20 protein-coding genes are annotated in these 19,182 nt (G+C 48.7%); 9 read left to right on the plus strand and 11 right to left on the minus strand.

The genetic code is table 11. The features are described 5' to 3' along the window. The first annotated feature begins 156 nt into the window (after positions 1-156). A complete protein-coding gene (locus tag H6F68_RS01480; protein WP_190555957.1) occupies positions 157-492 on the plus strand; it encodes a cupin domain-containing protein in 336 nt (111 codons plus the stop codon). Here the strand turns inward: H6F68_RS01480 and thiL are convergent. The 3 genes from thiL to H6F68_RS01495 all read right to left on the minus strand — a co-directional run bounded on the left by thiL (position 489) and on the right by H6F68_RS01495 (position 3,127). Further along, a complete protein-coding gene (thiL, locus tag H6F68_RS01485; RefSeq protein WP_190555959.1) occupies positions 489-1,547 on the minus strand; it encodes a thiamine-phosphate kinase in 1,059 nt (352 codons plus the stop codon). The two genes, H6F68_RS01480 and thiL, sit on opposite strands and share 4 nt — an antisense overlap. A 61-nt stretch (positions 1,548-1,608) precedes the next feature. After that, positions 1,609-1,914 carry a hypothetical protein gene (locus H6F68_RS01490; RefSeq protein ID WP_190431737.1) on the minus strand — a complete coding sequence of 102 codons (306 nt, stop codon included), beginning with the start codon at positions 1,912-1,914 and terminating at the stop codon, positions 1,609-1,611. An 82-nt stretch (positions 1,915-1,996) separates the two neighbouring features. After that, positions 1,997-3,127 carry a peptidylprolyl isomerase gene (locus H6F68_RS01495; protein WP_190555961.1) on the minus strand — a complete coding sequence of 377 codons (1,131 nt, stop codon included), beginning with the start codon at positions 3,125-3,127 and terminating at the stop codon, positions 1,997-1,999. A gap of 324 nt (positions 3,128-3,451) precedes the next feature. On the opposite strand from H6F68_RS01495, the gene efp reads away from it, so the two are divergent. From efp to H6F68_RS01515, 4 genes are all read left to right on the plus strand, one after another. After that, positions 3,452-4,015, plus strand: a complete 564-nt coding sequence (gene efp, locus H6F68_RS01500; RefSeq protein ID WP_190550537.1) for an elongation factor P — start codon at positions 3,452-3,454, stop codon at positions 4,013-4,015. 111 nt (positions 4,016-4,126) lie between these two features. Next, positions 4,127-4,669: an acetyl-CoA carboxylase biotin carboxyl carrier protein gene (gene accB, locus H6F68_RS01505; protein ID WP_190555962.1), complete on the plus strand. Its 543-nt coding sequence runs from the start codon at positions 4,127-4,129 to the stop codon at positions 4,667-4,669. A 391-nt stretch (positions 4,670-5,060) separates the two neighbouring features. After that, positions 5,061-5,459 (plus strand): four-helix bundle copper-binding protein, encoded by a 399-nt coding sequence (locus H6F68_RS01510; RefSeq protein ID WP_190555964.1) that lies wholly within the window; start codon positions 5,061-5,063, stop codon positions 5,457-5,459. A gap of 81 nt (positions 5,460-5,540) precedes the next feature. Continuing rightward, positions 5,541-6,233 (plus strand): DUF3105 domain-containing protein, encoded by a 693-nt coding sequence (locus H6F68_RS01515; protein WP_313929994.1) that lies wholly within the window; start codon positions 5,541-5,543, stop codon positions 6,231-6,233. Positions 6,234-6,278: 45 nt separating this feature from the next. On the opposite strand, the gene H6F68_RS01520 is transcribed toward H6F68_RS01515, so the two are convergent. Together H6F68_RS01520 and H6F68_RS01525 are read right to left on the minus strand one after the other, a co-directional pair. After that, complete coding sequence (locus tag H6F68_RS01520) at positions 6,279-6,848, minus strand: DUF981 family protein (protein WP_199298825.1); 570 nt, start codon at positions 6,846-6,848, stop codon at positions 6,279-6,281. 87 nt (positions 6,849-6,935) lie between these two features. Then, on the minus strand, positions 6,936-7,874 hold the full coding sequence (locus H6F68_RS01525; RefSeq protein ID WP_190555967.1) for a carbohydrate ABC transporter permease: 939 nt from the start codon (positions 7,872-7,874) through the stop codon (positions 6,936-6,938). Between the two features lie 115 nt (positions 7,875-7,989). Between H6F68_RS01525 and purN the strand changes: the two genes are divergently transcribed. The 3 genes from purN to H6F68_RS01540 all read left to right on the plus strand — a co-directional run bounded on the left by purN (position 7,990) and on the right by H6F68_RS01540 (position 12,631). Beyond that, the gene (gene purN / locus H6F68_RS01530; RefSeq protein ID WP_190555970.1) at positions 7,990-8,715 is read left to right on the plus strand and encodes a phosphoribosylglycinamide formyltransferase; all 726 of its coding nucleotides are present in this window, start codon (positions 7,990-7,992) and stop codon (positions 8,713-8,715) included. 263 nt (positions 8,716-8,978) lie between these two features. Next, a complete protein-coding gene (locus tag H6F68_RS01535) occupies positions 8,979-12,152 on the plus strand; it encodes an MFS transporter (RefSeq protein WP_190555972.1) in 3,174 nt (1,057 codons plus the stop codon). Positions 12,153-12,388: 236 nt separating this feature from the next. Next, positions 12,389-12,631, plus strand: coding sequence for a hypothetical protein (locus H6F68_RS01540; protein WP_190555974.1), 243 nt, complete (start codon positions 12,389-12,391; stop codon positions 12,629-12,631). Between the two features lie 54 nt (positions 12,632-12,685). Here H6F68_RS01540 and H6F68_RS01545 read toward each other — a convergent pair whose 3' ends face one another. The 4 genes from H6F68_RS01545 to H6F68_RS01560 all read right to left on the minus strand — a co-directional run bounded on the left by H6F68_RS01545 (position 12,686) and on the right by H6F68_RS01560 (position 15,123). Then, positions 12,686-13,288, minus strand: a complete 603-nt coding sequence (locus H6F68_RS01545) for a CPBP family intramembrane glutamic endopeptidase (RefSeq protein ID WP_190555976.1) — start codon at positions 13,286-13,288, stop codon at positions 12,686-12,688. A gap of 118 nt (positions 13,289-13,406) precedes the next feature. After that, positions 13,407-14,471, minus strand: a complete 1,065-nt coding sequence (locus tag H6F68_RS01550) for a DUF3326 domain-containing protein (RefSeq protein ID WP_190555978.1) — start codon at positions 14,469-14,471, stop codon at positions 13,407-13,409. After that, on the minus strand, positions 14,468-14,671 hold the full coding sequence (locus H6F68_RS01555; RefSeq protein ID WP_190555980.1) for a hypothetical protein: 204 nt from the start codon (positions 14,669-14,671) through the stop codon (positions 14,468-14,470). The genes H6F68_RS01550 and H6F68_RS01555 overlap by 4 nt, the downstream gene beginning before the upstream one ends. Positions 14,672-14,793: 122 nt before the next feature. After that, positions 14,794-15,123, minus strand: a complete 330-nt coding sequence (locus H6F68_RS01560; protein ID WP_190555982.1) for a 2Fe-2S iron-sulfur cluster-binding protein — start codon at positions 15,121-15,123, stop codon at positions 14,794-14,796. 246 nt (positions 15,124-15,369) lie between these two features. Here H6F68_RS01560 and H6F68_RS01565 point away from each other — a divergent pair, with 246 nt between their 5' ends. Beyond that, complete coding sequence (locus tag H6F68_RS01565) at positions 15,370-16,488, plus strand: acyltransferase (protein ID WP_190555984.1); 1,119 nt, start codon at positions 15,370-15,372, stop codon at positions 16,486-16,488. A gap of 103 nt (positions 16,489-16,591) precedes the next feature. Here H6F68_RS01565 and H6F68_RS01570 read toward each other — a convergent pair whose 3' ends face one another. After that, positions 16,592-17,539, minus strand: coding sequence for a F0F1 ATP synthase subunit gamma (locus tag H6F68_RS01570; RefSeq protein ID WP_190555986.1), 948 nt, complete (start codon positions 17,537-17,539; stop codon positions 16,592-16,594). A 94-nt stretch (positions 17,540-17,633) separates the two neighbouring features. Next, a complete protein-coding gene (gene atpA, locus H6F68_RS01575) occupies positions 17,634-19,151 on the minus strand; it encodes a F0F1 ATP synthase subunit alpha (protein WP_190431716.1) in 1,518 nt (505 codons plus the stop codon). Positions 19,152-19,182 lie beyond the last annotated feature (31 nt).

Genomic DNA, 19,182 nt, shown 5'->3' on the forward strand with positions numbered 1-19,182 from the left:
TTGGCGCGATCGCTCTCACCTAAAATTAGAGTTTAGAGGTGCAGCGATTCGCCAAGCGATCGCAACTCCATCTGCTGAAGCAACTGTTATCTACATTCAGATCTGGGACGTTCGACAAGAGCGTCCTTTTTTGTAGCAACTAGCAATTAAAGCTGTATGAAACTGACCACTCTCGACCACCTGCCTGAAGAACAGGTTTCTCATAACCCAGCCATCAAGAAGAAAGTAATGCTGCGGTTGAACGACCTGCCCCACTTGATCAACTTTGCTCAGGCCTACTTTGCTCCGGGGCAAGTTGCTACAGCGCATTCCCATGAGGATATGTGTGAAGTCTTTTTTGTCGAAGCTGGCTCAGGTGTGATTCAAATTGATGGGCAGAAACATCTCCTCCAACCAGGCACTTGTATCGCTGTGGAACCTGGGGAAGTGCACGAAATTGTAAACAACGGCTCCATCAACTTAGTTCTGACTTACTTCGGCTTACGCGCCTAGAAATGTTGGAAGCCCTTTTGTAGAGCTAGTGTCTCATCAGGCTCATGCCCCGCAGCGTCAATCAGTAAAACTTCAGGCTCCTTAGTTATCGTCCCTACGATCGCGGCTCCTAGCCCTAACTGCTCAACCAAGGCTTGGGCTGCTGCTTGCTCTAGACACAAAACCAATTCAAAATCTTCTCCCCCATATAACGCCCATTGCATCGATTGTTCAGAGCTAACCCAACGAGTTAGAGCAGGTGGAATGGGAATTTGGCTCCGCTCAACCCTCGCACCCACGCCACTCATTCGACAAATTTGCACGATCGCGTCGGCAAGACCATCACTGCTATCCATGCCAGCGATTCTGAAAGGAGAGGAAAGCAAGAATGAAGGATGAGGGATGGGGAAGGAAGGAAGAAGATAAGGCAGAATGTCGAGGCGGGGGTTGGGGCGTTGGTGAGATTGAATGAGATAGGTGCGATCGCTCTCACTAAGCTCCTGACCTAGCTCAGGATGGAGTAGCAGTTCTAGACCTGCTCTAGAAGCACCATGCCAACCTGTCGCGACGATCGCATCTCCGGGTTGTGCGGTAGAGCGGCGGATTACCTGATGTGGTGCTACTTGACCGAAGGCAGTAATAGCTAGGGTCAGAATTGGCGATCGCGTAATATCTCCACCCACAATTGGAGTATTAAATTGCTGTAGACAAGCGGTTAAGCCTTGGTAAATTTGTTCAATCCAGACGACAGGCGTCTCTCCCGGAGCACTCAAACCCACTGTAATGCCCAGCGGTGCTGCTCCCATTGCGGCTAAATCTGAGAGATTTGCGGCAGCGGCTCGCCAACCGACATCTGCTGGAGAAGTTGTATAAACATCTGGAGATGCAAGACCAACGCTAAAATGTACCCCGTCTACTAATACATCCGTTGTAATCACCAGATCGAGTTGTGGGTGCGTCTGGAGCACAGCAGCATCATCACCGACAATTCCTTCAGGACAAAAGCGCTGCAAACGTTGCAGTAATGCTTGTTCTCCTAAATCTTGGACTTTCAACCTGGATAAATCGTTACTCACAGGTCGTGTCTGGCACTAGGGTCTGGTTTAGCAATTGATGTTTCACGAAGGACGCAAGTAATTAGCGTGCTGCATCACTCGGACGAAGTTTGGGAAAGCGATAGAAAGTATCACCGTCAGCATCTACTTCTGGGGTAGCGGTCAATACCTGCGCTTGGTGCTCTAGAAATTGTCGAGCCAATTCTGGATCTACTTTGGCTGCTGCCACCAGTTGAATTAGTGAAATATAGCCGTTGCCTGCTCCCAACTGTTGGTAGAAAGCATTTCTTAGCCGTTGCTGCTGTTGCTCACGCTGCATTGAGTTGACCAGCAGGAGCACCACAAAAACACCCAGAGCGATCGCAAACACCAACTCGATGAGAACCATAAATGCAGTTCCTAGGGGCTACACAAGCAACAGGTAGAAAAGTTGTTTCACTCAACTCTTCTACCCACAGCATAACTAGTCCTCAAGCAGACTTAGGCTGGACCAGATTCTCTGCTCCCTTCATCACTTTGGCCGAGGTGATTTTGTCTCCAGCTTTCAGTTCGTCTAAAACATCCTTGCCTTCGGTCACGTAACCAAAAATTGAGTACCGACCATCCAGCAAATTCAAGCCAGCGGGTGTAAGTTCTGGCTCAAACAGGAAGAAGAAGAACTGGGACGATCCACCATTTGGATCATCACCGGGGCGAGCTAAAGCTAAAGCCCCAAAAGCGGAGAAGGGTAGTACTGGCAAATCTTTATAGCGGCCTGCATCTTCTAAGGTAATGCCGTAGGTGGGGGCATCATCTCCTTGAACCAAGACTTCGAGAGGCACCGCGCGGTACTTGCCAGTCGCGGGGTCAATAAAGCCTTCCGCTGGCCCAGGTGGGTCTCCAATTTGCAGCACATAAGAATCTTCAGCACGGGTGAACTCTAAGCCATCGTAGAAACCCCGTTGCACTAGATCAACAAAGTCTCCAGCGGTCACAGGAGCGCTATAGCCATCCACAACTACAGTTAAGGGGCCTTTGCTTGTTTCCACAACTACTGTGGCTCGCCCTTTTAGTTGTGGCAAGTTACTGTACTCTGCTGGCACTTCAAAGGGGAATTCCTGTACCATCGCCTCCTCTAACTCGCTCACATGATTGAGTAGTTCGGCTTGTTTCTGGCGAATTTGCTCTTTATCTTTAGACTCAGCCGCTGCTTGTAAATCAACAGCTTCTTGCTGCATTTGCGCGATCAGAGCCTCGGCTTGCTGCTGGCGATCGGGCGGAATACTGGCGAGTAAAGCGGCTTGATTTTTCTGGAGAATGGAAGCTGCTTTATTCGCATCCCTAGAAATAGCTCCCCAGCGGCGATTGGCTCGCAGTTGGGTGGTGATGTCTTCCAGGCTGGTTTGGACGTTTCTAATATCTTTGTTATTGATGGGCAAGGCATAGCGCAATAACGCCTTACCATCTGTAATTGCGTTCCCAGCAGGCAATCGGCTCACGCGATCGGCGGCCCATGCTGCTGGACTAAAGCTGACAGCAAGCGTCATCAGCAGGAACGCTAAGAGGCCTAGCTTTAGCCAGCTCTGGTGTGAAGTGAGCCGCGAACGATTTAAATGAAGCATAAACTCATCCCCGTGTGCCTTGTACTGGTTCCGGTGCGATTAATCTAGTCATGGAAATTCCATTTTTAATCTTGCCACAGTGTTTCGCCTAGAAGCTCTAGAGAGATTCAGAGGTAGATCCCAATCTGGAGCACTGGCAAGCTGGTTTTGCTTTTTGACTGGTTTTGATCTTTGATATACAGCAATCTCACAACCTACAACCTTATAAATCATTTAGGAATGCTATAGATCGTCAGTTTGCACAACTTCTGGAAGGGGGGTACTGGGAAGTACCCGCTCAGCGGTACAATAGGATGCCAATTGTTCTGCCCAGACACAAGATTCATGATCTCCAGTAATGACTTTCGACCCGGCGTCACTATTGAATTGGATGGCAACGTGTGGCGAGTTGTGGAATTTCTCCACGTTAAACCCGGTAAAGGATCTGCCTTCGTTCGCACCAAACTAAAGAACGCCCAAAATGGCAACGTTGTAGAAAGAACCTTCCGGGCTGGAGAGGTTGTGCCTCAGGCCAATTTGGAAAAGAGCACGATGCAACATACCTATAAAGACGGCGAAGACTTTGTCTTTATGGATATGGAGACTTACGAAGAAGGACGCTTAAGCGCTTCTCAGATTGGCGATCGCGTGAAGTACCTGAAAGAGGGGATGGAAGTCAACGTCGTTCGTTGGGGTGCCCAAGTTCTGGAAGTTGAACTGCCTAACTCAGTGGTTCTAGAAGTCACTCAAACCGATCCAGGTCTCAAGGGAGATACCGCTACAGGTGGCACTAAGCCTGCGATCGTAGAAACAGGTGCTCAAGTCATGGTGCCTCTCTTTATTACGATTGGAGAGCGCATTAAGGTTGATACTCGCAACGATACCTACCTAGGTCGGGAAAAAGACTAGAGCTGGGATCAGTACTTTGTTGGCACTGTGCTAAATTGCACTGTTGACAATGTGTAATTAGTAAAGACGAGCTGATTGAAAACAGCTCATTGGATTGGGGTCATAAACACTGTGCAATTGAATTTTGAAGAACTCCGCAACCTACTAGTCACTCTGGGCCAGACTGATATTGGCGAGTTGACCATCAAAAGTGCTGACTTTGAGCTTACGGTACGCAAGGGTGTGCAAGTCAGTAGTCAAACAACAGCGATCGAGTCCACGGCTGCTGGTAGTGGTGGTGTTCCTAGTGTTGAGTTGGCCCCACCCATTGCAATAAACCCCACACCATCCTCAGTGGCTCCTGAGTCTCGTCCCAGCATGGGAGCCACTACTCCTACGGCAAGTCCTACGGTTGCCTCGGTAGATAAAAGCAAGTGGTTGGATGTCACTTCACCGATGGTTGGCACATTTTACAGAGCCCCAGCACCCGATGAGCCGCCTTTTGTGGACATTGGCGATCGCATTCGGAATGGTCAGACTGTCTGCATTATCGAAGCCATGAAGCTGATGAATGAGCTAGAGGCAGAGGTGAGCGGAGAGGTGATGGAAGTCTTGGTTCAGAATGGCGAACCAGTCGAGTACGGGCAGGTATTAATGCGAGTTAATCCTGGCTAAGGCACTCAATAGTTCGTAGAAGTTAGATATTTTCGACCTAATTTTCTCCGCGCTCTAATTTTTTATGAACTTTCATTTCTAAAGCATAGGGATGTGGCTTAAGGATTTTTAGCTCACAATTTGAACAACTTACAGGTGCAAACGAGCACCTTTTTTTGTCTAAAAAAGCTAAATTATCTCCACACATGCTTAGGAATTTTCTAATTCTGCTCAATAGGGCATGTCGCAGACAGCCTATCGATAGGGGGTTTCGCCTTCCATACCTCTATTTGCGTAAATGCAATACAGATGCAGATTGCTAATCTCTAACTTCAGAAGTGTTGCTTAGGAGCGATGAAAGTTTTTCTATTTCAGCCGATAAGCAAACTAGAAGAATTTAATTGTTTTTTAAATGACTTATCATCAATATCAATCTTTTTTAGATGCCATTAATCATTGCGCTTTAGAATGCCAAGCTTCTGCTGAAACTCAGTCAACTGACTTAATAGAGTACGCTAGCCTTTGTCGAGACTGTGCCGATCTTTGTTGGATCTGTGCCGCCACTTTGATGAATCGGGGACCGCGCTTTGTGGCTTTAATTGCTCAAGCCTGTGCTGATTTGGCAGATGTCTGCGCTAGAGAGTGCGAAAAATACTCAGACGATCGCCTGCAAAAATGTGCAATCGCCTGTGAACAAGTGGTTTTTGAATATCGGCAAATTGCTGGCTTCTTATTTCTACAAGAAAAAAGTAAGGTGTCACCTAGTCGCCAAAATTCTAGTCGCTGCTTTGCTGCCGCTCTAGGAAATTAGTGATTTCATCTAGCATGAGAGTAGCTGCGCCTTGCTTCAGGCAAAACAGCGACAAGACGGGCCAAGACTAGGTGAAACAAGGTGAGCAAATACCCAGAATCACGGCGACGTAGCCGCACATGGCAGAATAAGTTTCTAGCCAGCCGCCAAGTCCTCCTCTCTGTTGGGATAGTTGGGGCATTAGTGGCAGTAGGTTGCACGCAACAATCATCAGATACAGGTTCTAAGCAGATAGAGACCAAGCCCATGAGTCAGCAAAAGGCTCAGGCATCTACTGGAGATGAATTCTTTAAGATAGAAACCCCTGGCTCACCTTTGCCACCCCTATCCGTCGCTACTAAATTGCCTGGTACTGCCTTACCAAAGTTAGGCCAAGATCACGTTCCTGAAACTAAGAAAGTTAAGTACAACTCTAACCCTCCCACCTCTGGTCCCCACTATGCCATTTGGGCGCAGTGGGGCATCCATACTAAAGCGCCATTGGACGAAAGGTTGGTTCACAATTTAGAGCATGGTGGCGTCATTATTAGCTACAAACCCGACCAGATCCAAGGCCAAGTGCTAGAGCAAATCAAAGCTCAGGTCCGAGACCTCAGCAAAAACAATCCCCGAATTATTTTGACCCCTCGCCCAAATCTGGATACAGCGATCGCGCTGACTGCCTGGGGCTATTTGCAGAAGCTCGATCGCTACGACCCATCAGCAGTCACAGCTTTTTATAATGCCCATATCGCCCGGGGGCCAGAGTGTCAGAACGGCTTATGTCCCAACTAACAGTCTGATTGAAGCGGAGCCGAAGAGCGCTATCCCATGCAAGACTTACTGCATTCCAGGAGGCACCCAGTTACTAGAACCCTCCAAGTGGCCCCAATAAGCCATATAACCTGTAAACGCCCAAATTGCCGCGGCGATCGCCAGTACTCCGACCCCCGCTAAGCGAAACGCTCGGTTGGCCCGCCAATACAGCGCAGGGGCAGCACACACCCCACCCAAGCCAGTCAAGATAAAGCCTAGACCAGAAATTAATGGGCGACGAGTCATTTCTAAGTCGATGATCCGGACACCAATCACGATCGCGGTTACACCAGCAAAGAAGGCGTAAATCGCGACAGTCAGCAGATCCCAGCCTAGGGCTAAGGCCAGAGACGCACCCACAAACAAAATGCCGAATAAAACCGTCGTCTCACCAAAGGCAATGTTGTAGCTGCCTCGAATCGGCCAATGCCAAATCATATGGAATCCGGTAGAAAGGGCGATCGCTCCCACCATACCGAAACCAGGAACCCAACGTTTCGGGTTAGGATGCTCAAAACCTTCATAAACAAAGCTAGCCAATAAAACCAGCCCTGCCGTCAGGTTAATCAGCATCAATGTGATGTAGTTAATCAAGATGCAGTTCCTCCTGTAGGGATGGGTTGATTGTAGAGAATCTCAATGCAGCGGCCAAGTATTGTTAACGGGTTCAAGGCCAGCGGGCTATTCGCCCCAAGTCTGCAACTGCAAATAAACCAGTACTGACGTAGCACCTAGCAGCACGGTGGCAGCAGCGGCGGCATAGCCAAAATCAAATTGAGCAAACGCTTGCTCATAGATGTAGTAGACCAACAAGTTGGTGGAGTTGAGTGGTCCTCCTTCAGTGATCACATACACCTGCTCAAAGCTCCGCAGCGTGAAAATCACTGTCGTAATCGCCGCAAAAATTAAGGTGGGTCTCAATCCTGGTAGCGTAATGTGCCAAAACTGCTGCCAAGCATCAGCTCCATCCAGTTCCGCCGCTTCGTAGCGATTGACTGGAATGGTTTGTAACCCCGCCAAAAACACCACCATATTGAAGCCGAGTTGCTTCCAGATACTCAGCAGAATCAGCACAGGCATCGCCCAAGTCGTGCTACCCAGCCAAGCAATCGGTTCTAACCCGATCGCGCCGAGTAAAGTGTTGATCGGTCCTTCGGTTTGAAACAGCCACCGGAAACCTAGCCCCACTGCTACCAGCGAAGTAATAGACGGAATAAAGTAGGCAGCTCGGAGCAATCCTTGTAAGGCAAAGGTTCGGTTTAGGAGTACTGCTAACCCCAAAGCCAAGATCAAGCTCGGAATCACTGTCGCCACTGTGAAATAAAGCGTATTTCCCAACACCTGCCAAAAATCGGGATTGAGCCACAAGCGCCAGTAGTTGCTGAAGCCAATCCAGTGAGTGCCAGTGCGAGTAAAGCTCCCCGCCGTGAAGCTGAGGTAGACCAAATAAGCAATCGGCCCCAAGACAAAAATGCTCAGGAGCAATAGAGCAGGCACTAAGAACAACCAAGCCGCGATTGCGCCTGACTCATTTTTATCTACCCAGGTTTGGGAATCAGCCTGAGGCGCAGTTGGGCTGTCATGATGAGACAATTGGCGACGAGACGACCACAAAGACATAGCAAGTTTCTACTGACAAGCGTGGGATGCAAGAACCCTGCTGTTACAATTCTGAGACTAGCGCTTAGTCAGCGACTACGCTAGCGCAATTTTCGAGCGATCTTTTCCTGATTTCATGACTTCTCACTCTGCGGTGCCTACTTCCAGTCCGGATTCTATCCCTAGTCTCGTTTCACCGATTTTGGTTGCTTCTACATTCGCCACACCTGCGGCAACTCCTTTAAAGCTAGGCGTGATGGCTTCTGGTTCGGGCAGCAACTTTGAGGCGATCGCTCAAGCTATTGCTGATGGCCAGCTGCATGCCAAAATCCCAGTTTTGATCTGCAACAATCGCAATGCAAAAGCTTTGGAACGTGCAGAGCGCTGGGGCATTCCCTCTGTTTTATTAGATCACCGTACTTTTGCATCGCGTGAAGATCTCGATCGCCAAATTGCAGAAACCCTGAAGCAGCATGGCGTGGAATGGGTGATCATGGCGGGTTGGATGCGGCGAGTGACGCAAGTGCTGATTGACGCATTCCCCGACCAAATGCTAAATATTCATCCCAGCTTATTGCCCAGTTTTCCCGGCATTCGCGCGGTAGAGCAAGCGTTGCAGTCGGGGGTAAAGATTTCAGGCTGTACCGTGCACTATGTACATCTAGAAGTGGATAGCGGTCCGATTGTGATGCAGGCAGCAGTGCCAATTTTGGCGGAAGATACTCCAGCGACGCTGCAAGCTCGGATTCAAGTGCAAGAACATCGGATTTTTCCTCCCGCGATCGCTCTAGCAGCAGCCCAGAGAGCAGGCGTAGACCCGACCACATTTTTCTCAACTCCAGCGAATCACAAGGTTTCGTGACGACCCAGTTTGGTTAGTAGAAACGGCTTGAACTAGCAGCAAATTCTGATCCCTGGTTCGCCTTCCGTAAGAAATACGTCCTTAGAAACCCTCACTGCATAACTTTATCCACCTATAGAGTTCATTTCAGACTTCGGAGAGATGCTTTGTACCCTCTGAGTCGGAGATTCTGAGCGTGAGGGTTATTAGTTTTGCAGAAATATAGTGCTGGGATGCAGGCAAGCTCAGATTTGCGTGGATCTTAGCCTTAACGAGGGAAAATCATGTTTCACAATATAGGAATTGCACGGGAATTATTCCAGGGGCAATTCTGGATTGCGCAAGTGCCAGTGGATGGATCAGTCACCACTCCTGAAGAAGCCGCACTTGTCTTTTCAGGTCCCCAATTTTTTGTAGCTTTGATCGCAGGGCTAGTCTTAGCCTTTGCCATTCAATTAGTTCTAACCAACCTTTCTGTAGCCGCAGGAATTTCTTATTTAGGCCATCAATCTGACGACAATCAATCCAGCCACTCTAGCCATTCCAGCCACAAAGATTCAGGCAGTTTGGGCGGCACGATCCGCAAAATCGGTACTGCTGTGGGCCTATGGACTCTGATCACGGTCACCATTACCTTATTCATTGCTTGCTTACTCGCCGTTAAGCTGAGCTTGATTGAAAATGCCGTTTTAGGCGCAATTGTTGGTCTGGTCATTTGGGCTGCTTACTTCACGCTGCTAGTGTGGGTTAGCTCCTCAACGGTCGGTTCCTTAATTGGTTCGGTGGTCAACACGGCCACCTCAGGATTCCAAGCAGTTCTGGGCACTGCAACTGCCGCGATCGCGGGTAAATCTGCGAGTGACCAAGTGGTAGCAACCGCAGAAGCGGCAGCCGCAGCCGTGCGCCGGGAACTTACCGTCGGCATGGACCCAGTCAGCATTCGCGAAACCATTGAAGACTATCTCGATCGCTTGAAGCCGTCGGAATTGGATATTTCGCGGATTCGGGGTGAGTTTGAAAACTTAGTGAACACCCCAGAGCTAAAGTCTTTGGCCCAGAGTGCCGGTGGTGTGGGGGAATCGTTACGCGATCGCCTCAGCCACATCGATCGCCAAACCTTTGTCAACTTAGTTAGCAGCCGCACCGATCTTTCCAAGCGCGATATCAACCGCATCGTAGATCAGTTAGAAGGTGTATGGCAGCAAGTGCTGAGCCAGCAAGGTCAGCAAGATCTGATGGGGCAATTGCGAGATTATCTCTCTTCGGCTCAGCCAGAAAACCTACGTTCCAACGAGTTCAGCAACAAACTTGATCAACTGATTGCGGAGATCCGCCGTTCTAATCAAGGTGGTAGCCAACAGCAGCAACCTCCTGGCTTGATTGGGCGAGCTGCTCAGTTTGGTATGACTGCCCTCTCTGGCACTGTCTTGAGCCGCACTGACCTTTCTGACCTTGATGTTGAGAAGGTGATGGGTCAGTTACAAGGCTTCAAAGATAAGCTGGGCGAGCAAGCTAATAAAGTAGGTAGCCAAGTCGCTGAAAAAGCGCCTGCCCTCCCCTTCAACCCTATCCGAGCGGATATCGAAAACTACATCCTCAATTCCTATGCTTGGCATTTGAATCGAGAAACAATTAAGTACGAATTCCGCAACGTTATCTACGATCCGCAAGCCGATCCTGGTGTGGTGAAGCGGCAACTAGAACAGTTGAACCGCAGCTACTTTGTGGATCTGTTGACTCAGCGGGGCGATCTCTCTCCTGCTCGAGTGGGAGACATTGCCGACCAACTGGAAAGCATTCGTCAAGAAGTTCTCACCACTGCCACGATTGCGGCGGATCAGGAGGAATCCCAGGATCTTCGCAGTCGAGTCGAGAATTATCTGAGCTCTACTGGCAAAGCTGAACTCAGCCCCGAAGGCATTGAGCGAGACTTCCAAACTCTGCTAGAAGATCCTGAAGCGGGTTATGAAGAACTGCGCGATCGCCTCAACCATTTTGACCACGATACCTTGGTCCAGTTGTTGGCTCAGCGCCAAGACCTGAGTCAAGAAGAAGCTGATCACATTGTTAGCCAACTCGAAAGCACTCGCGATCGCGTTTTGGGCAACGCTCAGTCTGTGCAAGACCAAGCGGAATCAAAAGCGACTGAGTTGCGGCAACGTCTGGAATCATACCTGCAAAACACAGGTCGCTCCGAACTCAACCCTGAAGGCATCAAGCGCGATCTGCAAACTTTACTGGATGATCCCCAAGCTGGCTTCAGAGCTTTACGTTGGCGTTTCTCCGCCGTCGATCGCGATACCTTTGTCAAACTGTTGGCCCAACGTCCCGACATCAGTGAGGAAGAAGCCAACCGCATCTTTGATCAAGTCGAAAGCAACTGGAACAACATTACCCATGCGCCCCAGATTGTTGTAGGCAAGACCAAAGAGCAGTACGACAAAACCACGACTGCGATCGCCGATTACCTGCGGAACACTAATCTGCAAGAACTCGATCCAGTAGGCATCCAGCGCGATCTGCAAACTCTGTTGCACGATCCCAAAGAAGGTACTCTGGCGCTGAGAAGACGCTTGTCTCAAGTCGATCGCGAAACGTTGGTGCGATTGCTGAGCCAACGCCCAGACATCAGCGAAGAGCAAGCCAATCGCCTAGTAGATCAAACTCAAGAAGCGATCCGCAGCATTGTCAGAGCGCCGCGTCGTTTGGCTGCTCGGACTCAAGAGCGTGTGCGTGACTTCCAAGCCACCCTGGAAAACTACCTGCGTAATACCGACAAAGAAGAACTCAATCCAGAAGGGATTAAGCGTGACTTGCAATTGCTGCTCAGCGACCCCCGCGCTGGGTTGGGTAGCCTAGGCGATCGCCTCTCCCATGTAGATCGCTCGACCATCGTGGCTCTGTTGTCTCAGCGCTCTGACATGACTGAGGCAGAAGCCAGCCGCATCGTCGATCAAGTTCTCTCCGTTCGGGAGCAAGTGCAAGCGCAAATCCAGAACATCCAGAACCAGATTCAATCGGTGATCGACGGCATTTTTGCTCGCATCCGCAACTACTTGAATGCCTTGGACCGTCCAGAACTGAACTACGAAGGCATCAAGCGCGATCTACGCACCGTGTTCGATGATCCACAAGCTGGATTTGATGCGCTGCGGTCGCGTCTCGGTCAGTTCGATCGCGGTACCTTAGTGGCGCTGCTCAGTTCCCGTGAAGACATTTCGGAGGCAGATGCCAATCGCATCATCGACCAAATTGAAGGGGCCAGAAACAGCGTCCTCCAGCGGGCTGAACGCATCCAACACGAAGCTCAGCGCCGCCTAGAAGACCTGAAGCGACAAGCGCAGCATCAAGCTGAAGAAACCCGTAAAGCCGCTGCTACTGCTGCCTGGTGGTTATTCGGTACTGCTGCTGTTTCCGCATTGGCTTCTGCTGCTGCTGGGGCGATCGCTGTCGGTTAATTAATTTCCCTGATTTAAATTTCACTCCAGACTACACCTCTCCCCACAAAGGAGAGGTTTTTTCATACTTGTCTTACTTCCTAATCTTTATTCTTACAACTATTGTTTTTCATACAATCTTCACGAAATCGCCCATTCGCAGGGTGCAAGCTTAGAGAATCATTCAGGAATATAGGGAAGTGGAAGTGAAGCTAAGTTTTTGCCCGCCGTTCCCTCGGTTCTCGTTTAATCAAATTATGTTGAATTTAAGCAGTGCCACTGATAACAGTTTGAGGACCGATAGCGTTGAATTTTTTGTTCGCAACGCGCTCTCCTCCGGAGTTCTCTTACCTGCTGCTGAAACTCAAATTCATCGTTTGTTAGAGCGAGGTGGCCTGAGCGATCGCGATCGGTCTTTGGTAGCCATTCTGCGCGATGCGATCGCCGACGGTTGCATTCATCGAGAAAACGCTAGTGGTTTAGCAGGACTCAGATTTTAGGCGCAGCCATTCGCTGCCGCTGTTCCAGGTTTTCCCTTTAAGTAATAGCTAAGCTCAAACGGAAGGATTAGGCTTCTGATCACTGTGCCACTTCCAGACACAGCCAGAAATCAAATTAGTCACAATATGAGCCGCTAAAGGCACAAGCAAATTGCCTGTAATGAGAGCACTAAGCCCTAACACTGCCCCAATGGCCATAGCCCAGAGCATGTAGGGCCAATTTTTAAGACTACTGAGGTGTAGTGCCCCAAAACATAAGCTGGAAAGAGCCAAACCTGTCAGATCAAATCCTAATGCGGGTAGCATCACGCCACGAAACAGCAGTTCCTCGCTTATTCCAGGCAAAAGGCCCAACCAAACCAAGTCAGGCCAAGCCAAAGGCCTAATCACGAGGTCTAGATAAAGATTTGCACTTTGGCGATAAGCAGGCCAAAGGCGATAAATGATGGCGCTGGTTGCAGAAATTCCTAAGCCAAGTCCTATCCCCCAAAAGGGAGCATTGCCCATCCAATTCAGTGGTAGCAGAGGAACCCCACCCACTCGCTGCCAAATTTTGGCAACCATCAACAAAAATAAAGCTGTGACGCCCATCGCAATTAAAACTTGGACGCGGGTTAGAGTTTCAGTTTCGGGAGTTTGAGGGAGCTGATTTGCCACAAAACTAGGGAAAGGCTAAGTTACAACTCAACTACTACACCAACAGGGGCTAGAAATAGTCGGTCCGTTACAGCTTAACGAAAACCTAAATTCAGTTACACCTGTTTCAGACTAGATTTCAGACCAAGTGACGAATGGGTGCAACGTGAGGCTGAAGCACAGTCGGACTAATGCCAGCTCGATGCGCTACCAACACTCCAAGAGCCTCTAAGTAAGAGTTCACTTGGATGGCTTTGATGCCCAACCGAGATGGCGGCACCCGCATTTTAGTTTGATTCTCGCGCACCGTAATAATTTGAGCTTGAGAGTGGCTGAAACTTAACACAGCGCTACCGCCACAGGCTGTTTCAGGGATGACAACTGCGTCCACGCGATCGCGCCAGATCTCACTTTCATCCCTAATGTGGGGAGAACGCTGAGTTGTAAATTGCGGCGCTCGGCTGAGTCCTGCCAACACACAGGGTAAAAAGGTGTAGCCCAACTCTTCCGCAGCAGAACGGGGAGAAATTTCTGGATCTAGCGGTAGTGGTGCCAAAGCAGGCGCATGAGCACAGGGAATTTGAAAGGTTCGGACTATTAAGTGACTGATCACCGCTTCTGCACCTGCCAAGGGATCAACACCTTGACCATGACGGTACTGTTGCAGTGCTTCGCTACCGATATCATCCGGAAACCGAGCCACGACTGCGATCGCCTCTGCTCGTGCCTGCGTAATCAGTCGTTCAACCGCTCGTAGCAAACTATCCGGGTTCTGAATTGTACCCCAGGTGGCTCCCGAATCCGCAGTACGTAGCTCCACCCCTAAAGGAGCATCAGTCACGACATAATCAGTTAAGTTCAAACCTAAGGTAGCGCGAGTCGCATCAGCTGCCTGTAGCTGTCGCACTCGCAACTCTGGTTCAATGCCTTGATCAAGAACCAAACCGACTCGGTTTTGATGTACCGATCGCAAGCCCCATTGTCCTGCTGCAAACTGATCAAGCCCGTACCCCTCGACATACAGTGCATTCGGTAAGGGCCAATAAAGCTGAGCGCCATTGAGCACGTTGGGGTGGGTAATCAAGCAATCCGCAACTTGGGCGATCGCTCGGGCTACAGGTAGAGCATCGCCTGCATAACCCCCGATCGCCGCTCCAATCCCGGTCGGAACAATTAATAAAACAGTGTAGGGACGCTGAATCAAGCCGTGGTTACAGTCTCAGACGTAGCTGCATCAGAGGTTACGATCGCATCAATATAGGCTTTTTGTTGCTCTACATCTACATCGGTAACTGCCCAACGCAAGGGTTGACCTCGCTTTTGCAGTTCTACCTCAATCGCTTGATGCATCGCTACTGGGCACTCTTGCAGATCGATTTCAGCCGTAATAAAGTGGGTCGTCATAGTTGCTGATTCCAACGCTGTATTAGTTTATGCCACATTTCCGCTGAGTACGGTTAACTTTGGAGAAGTTAGCAACTGGCTACTTCTAACCTGAAGCAATCTTTATATCTCAGAATAAGGAATTATTTGCGCTCTTGGAATTGCCCAAATTGCAGATGATATACAACGTCTTCTTTCTCAGTTTCAATCTTGAGGTCAGAGCGAGGATAAGCTACGCATAAAAGTGCATAACCTTGTTGCTGTAACTCTTGACTAATTCCCATGCCATCACCCTGCTCAACGTTACCTTCTGTAATCTGTGCAGCACAGGTAGTGCAGACTCCGGCATTGCAAGAACTAGGCAGTTCCACGCCTGCTTCGGTAGCCACCTCCAGAACGGTGCGATCGGCTGGCACTTCTAAAACATGGCTGTTGCCCTGATGCTGAATTTGAACTTTGTAAGTTTGGGACATAAACCAATAATGCGAGGTAAATATACCTCAACAAAACAACTACTCTTTTCTATTATTTCACGAGACGAATCGTGTATTGCATTTTTCATACTTGAGTACTTCCCATTTCAGAGCTAGAGCACAACAAAAATCCTAGGCCCTTTATCAGCTTGGAATGACTACCGTCAGGCATTAAAATTTGCTAAATTACTTCTCATACCAAGGATTTCTGTACTCCACTAAAATCACTATGAACAATCAAAGTCTATGCGCAATTTAAGCCAAGTTTTTGAATCTAAAAAGAATAGCTTAGGGTTTTTGAGATTTTTGTTCGCAGCCCTGGTTGTGTTCTCACATTCATTTGTCTTAGGAGGCTTTGGTTCCGAAAGGATCTTCAAAGTATTTCAAGGAAGCTACGGAGAACTTGCAGTTGATTGCTTCTTTATCATTAGCGGCTTCTTAATCACACGTAGCTATATTAGATCTGTATCAATCTCACGTTTTTTATGGCATCGATTTCTTAGAATATTTCCAGGTTTTTGGGTCTGTTTATTAATAACTATTCTATTTTTTGCTCCTATTGTCTATCTTGCTACACATGGCAATCTGAATAACTATTTCCAGTCCAAAATAGATAATCCCATTAACTACATCAAGGTAAATTTCTTTCTCAGAATGAACCAATATGGCGTTGCTGGTCTCTTGAATAATGTTCCGTTTCCTGCCGCCTTCAATGGCTCTCTGTGGACATTGATATATGAATTTAAGTGCTACCTAGCAATCGGCATTCTAGGGAGATTGCATATTCTAAAGTCAGCTAGAGTCTTTGTGATTGGAATATTTATATTTTTATGGGGAGGATACACATTAGAAAGTCTAATCCCTGGTACAGGAGCTAGATTTTCTAATTTACTAGCGGATAAAGAAGGTTTAAGAATGATGATGTATTTCTTTTCTGGCTCTGTTTTGTTTTTATATTCAAAAGATATAATTTTTAGTACGCGTATCTTTATCTTTTCGGCTGTATTAACACTAACAAGTATAATTTGTGGCATTCATCAGCCTATCTTTGCACTTCTATTGGGTCCATCACTCTCTTACGTGATTTTTTGGCTTGCCTGTGAACTCCCTTTTAGTCATTTTGATCGATATGGAGACTTTTCTTACGGGCTATATATTTATGCGTTTCCTATACAACAAATTCTTGCCTTCTTTAAGGTTAACAAATACGGATTCTCCGTCTATTTTCTTCTTTCCTTGGGATTAACTACTTTGCTGGCTATTCCTAGCTATCGCTGGATTGAAAAGCCATCTCTAAATTTAAGAGATTTTAAGATAAGTTCATTATTTAATACTAAGTTGATACGTCCTTTGACCAAGCTTTGAGACTGATCCAGCGGATTAGGAAGGTTATTCCCTCATTAAAAATGCGCCTGAGTTAGCTCAGACGCATTTTTAATTCCTTTTCAAGTAGGGTTTCTATTAGTGTTTAGCCAAGAGCTTCAGCTCCACCAACTACCTCTAGAATTTCCTGAGTGATCGCAGCCTGACGCGCTTTGTTGTAGGACAAAGTCAAACCACTAATCAACTCACTAGCGTTTTCACTAGCATTGTTCATGGCCGTCATTCGAGCTGCCAGTTCACTAGCCGCCGACTCTTGCAAAGCCCGTAGTAACTGATTGTTCAGATACAGAGGCAAGAGAGCATCCAAGATTTGTACTGGATCTTGCTCGAAGATCATGTCGCGAGGCAGCGCTCTAGCTTCAGCGCTAACTTTGGAGCGTTCTACTTGGAACTGTCCACCGCGACTGGTCAACCGGAAGATCTCATCATCGGGTGTCTCTAAACCCTGAGGATCAAGAGGCAACAGCGTCTGAATCACAGGCCGAGAGCTAATCAAAGACACAAAGCGGGTGTAAACCAACTCAATACGATCGACAGTCTCTGAGAGAAACAGCGACAAGATTTCATCTGCAATTTCCGAGGCTTCTTGAGCCGTGGGCACTTGCTCTAAACCTGTGTAACTGGCACTGATGGGTTGGTCCCGGCGCTGAAAGTACTGCGAGGATTTGCGGCCAACCATGATGAACTTGTAATCTAGGCCTTCTGCTTTCAGCTCTTTGGCCCGATTTTCAGCCCGACGGATTACGTTGGAGTTATAAGCTCCACAGAGACCACGATCGCCCGAAATCACTAACAGACCCACAGTACGGACTTCGCGCTTTCTCAGCAAAGGTAGGTCTACATCTTCAAACCGTAGGCGAGTTTGCAAACCGTACAGCACCTGTGCCAAACGATCGGCAAAGGGACGGGTTGCAATTACCTGCTCTTGAGCTCGACGCACTTTGGCAGCAGCCACGAGGCGCATTGCTTCCGTGATTTTTTTGGTGTTTTTGACCGACTGGATGCGATCGCGAATGACTTTGAGATTTGCCATAGTTATTTCCCTCCATTAGCGATTAGCGATTAGCCATGAGCTATTAGTGTTTGAAGACTAAGCCACCACTGGCTAACCGCTAATGGCTCATCTCCTACGCAGCTGCCATAAATGCTTGCTTCGATTCAGCGATCGCTTCCTTCAGGATTTGCTCCGCTTCAGCGTTCAGCGTCTTTTGGTTGCGAATGATTTCAGCATACTGAGGCTTGCTGGTTCTGAGATATTCCCGCAGGCTCTTCACGTAGCTGGTGACTTTATCAACAGGTACATCATCTAGATGACCGTTAATCCCTGCATAAATCAGAGCAACTTGCTCGTTCACAGGAATGGGGGAGTTTTGCGGCTGCTTCAGCAGTTCACGCAAACGCTGTCCTCTGGACAACTGGTCTTGAGTCGCTTTATCCAAGTCAGATGCAAACTGAGCAAATGCTTCTAGGTCAGCAAACTGAGCTAGTTCCAGCTTCACCTTACCAGCCACTTGCTTCATGGCTTTGATTTGAGCCGCAGAACCCACACGAGATACCGAAATACCTGCGTTTACAGCGGGGCGTAAGCCTGCGTTGAACAAGTCAGAAGACAAGAAGATCTGACCATCGGTAATCGAGATTACGTTGGTAGGAATGTAAGCAGATACGTCACCTGCTTGGGTTTCGATGATGGGCAGCGCGGTCATGCTACCTTCACCTAACTCAGGGCTAAGCTTAGCTGCACGCTCTAGCAAGCGGGAGTGTAAGTAGAATACGTCTCCGGGGTAAGCTTCCCGTCCGGGTGGGCGACGCAGCAGCAAAGACATTTGGCGATACGCTTGAGCATGCTTGGACAAGTCATCGTAGACCACCAAGGTTGCTTTGCCTTTGTACATAAAGTACTCAGCCAAGGTCGCTCCGGTGTAGGGAGCCAGCCACTGGAGGGTAGCGGGGTCGTTCGCGTTTGCAGCAACCACAATGGTGTAGTCGAGAGCGCCACGCTCACGCAACACGTTCACCACGTTGGCAACGGTAGAAGCTTTCTGACCGATCGCAACGTAAACGCAGATTACATCTTCGCCTTTCTGGTTCAAGATGGTGTCAAGGGCAACCGCAGTCTTACCTGTTTGGCGGTCACCAATGATCAACTCCCGCTGGCCCCGACCGATGGGAATCATCGCATCGATCGCGGTAATCCCAGTTTGCATCGGCTCATACACAGATTTCCGCTCAATGATGCCAGGTGCAGGAGACTCTAGCAGACGAGTTTCGCTGGTCTGGATATCACCTTTGCCATCAAGGGGGCGAGCCAGAGCATCGACGACGCGACCGATCATCGCATCACCCACTGGGATCTGAGCAATTTTCCCAGTAGAAGTAACAGAACTACCTTCTTGAATGTCGCGGCCATCGCTCATCAGCACGGCACCGACGTTATCTTCTTCCAGGTTGAAGGCGATGCCGACACTCCCGTCTTGGAACTCTAGCAACTCGCTTGCCATTACCTGTTCTAGACCGTAGATCCGGGCAATGCCGTCTCCAACCTGCAATACTGTACCAACGTTGGAGACTTTAACTTCTTGGTCGTACTGCTCAATCTGCTGCCGAATAATATTGCTAATTTCGTCAGGTCTGATGCTTACCATGAGAATTGCTCTTTTACTAAGGATGAGGGAT

It is taken from the genome of Trichocoleus sp. FACHB-262, assembly GCF_014696035.1.
Taxonomy (GTDB): domain Bacteria; phylum Cyanobacteriota; class Cyanobacteriia; order FACHB-46; family FACHB-46; genus Trichocoleus.

Coding starts and splice junctions, on each gene's coding strand:
- H6F68_RS01495 (WP_190555961.1), bottom strand. CDS start 3,127: ATGCTTCATTTAAATCGTTCGCGGCTCACTTCACACCAGAGCTGGCTA.
- H6F68_RS01540 (WP_190555974.1), top strand. CDS start 12,389: ATGTTGAATTTAAGCAGTGCCACTGATAACAGTTTGAGGACCGATAGC.
- purN (WP_190555970.1), top strand. CDS start 7,990: ATGACTTCTCACTCTGCGGTGCCTACTTCCAGTCCGGATTCTATCCCT.
- H6F68_RS01555 (WP_190555980.1), bottom strand. CDS start 14,671: ATGACGACCCACTTTATTACGGCTGAAATCGATCTGCAAGAGTGCCCA.
- H6F68_RS01565 (WP_190555984.1), top strand. CDS start 15,370: ATGCGCAATTTAAGCCAAGTTTTTGAATCTAAAAAGAATAGCTTAGGG.
- H6F68_RS01525 (WP_190555967.1), bottom strand. CDS start 7,874: ATGTCTTTGTGGTCGTCTCGTCGCCAATTGTCTCATCATGACAGCCCA.
- H6F68_RS01480 (WP_190555957.1), top strand. CDS start 157: ATGAAACTGACCACTCTCGACCACCTGCCTGAAGAACAGGTTTCTCAT.
- efp (WP_190550537.1), top strand. CDS start 3,452: ATGATCTCCAGTAATGACTTTCGACCCGGCGTCACTATTGAATTGGAT.
- H6F68_RS01510 (WP_190555964.1), top strand. CDS start 5,061: ATGACTTATCATCAATATCAATCTTTTTTAGATGCCATTAATCATTGC.
- atpA (WP_190431716.1), bottom strand. CDS start 19,151: ATGGTAAGCATCAGACCTGACGAAATTAGCAATATTATTCGGCAGCAG.
- H6F68_RS01490 (WP_190431737.1), bottom strand. CDS start 1,914: ATGGTTCTCATCGAGTTGGTGTTTGCGATCGCTCTGGGTGTTTTTGTG.
- H6F68_RS01560 (WP_190555982.1), bottom strand. CDS start 15,123: ATGTCCCAAACTTACAAAGTTCAAATTCAGCATCAGGGCAACAGCCAT.
- H6F68_RS01535 (WP_190555972.1), top strand. CDS start 8,979: ATGTTTCACAATATAGGAATTGCACGGGAATTATTCCAGGGGCAATTC.
- H6F68_RS01570 (WP_190555986.1), bottom strand. CDS start 17,539: ATGGCAAATCTCAAAGTCATTCGCGATCGCATCCAGTCGGTCAAAAAC.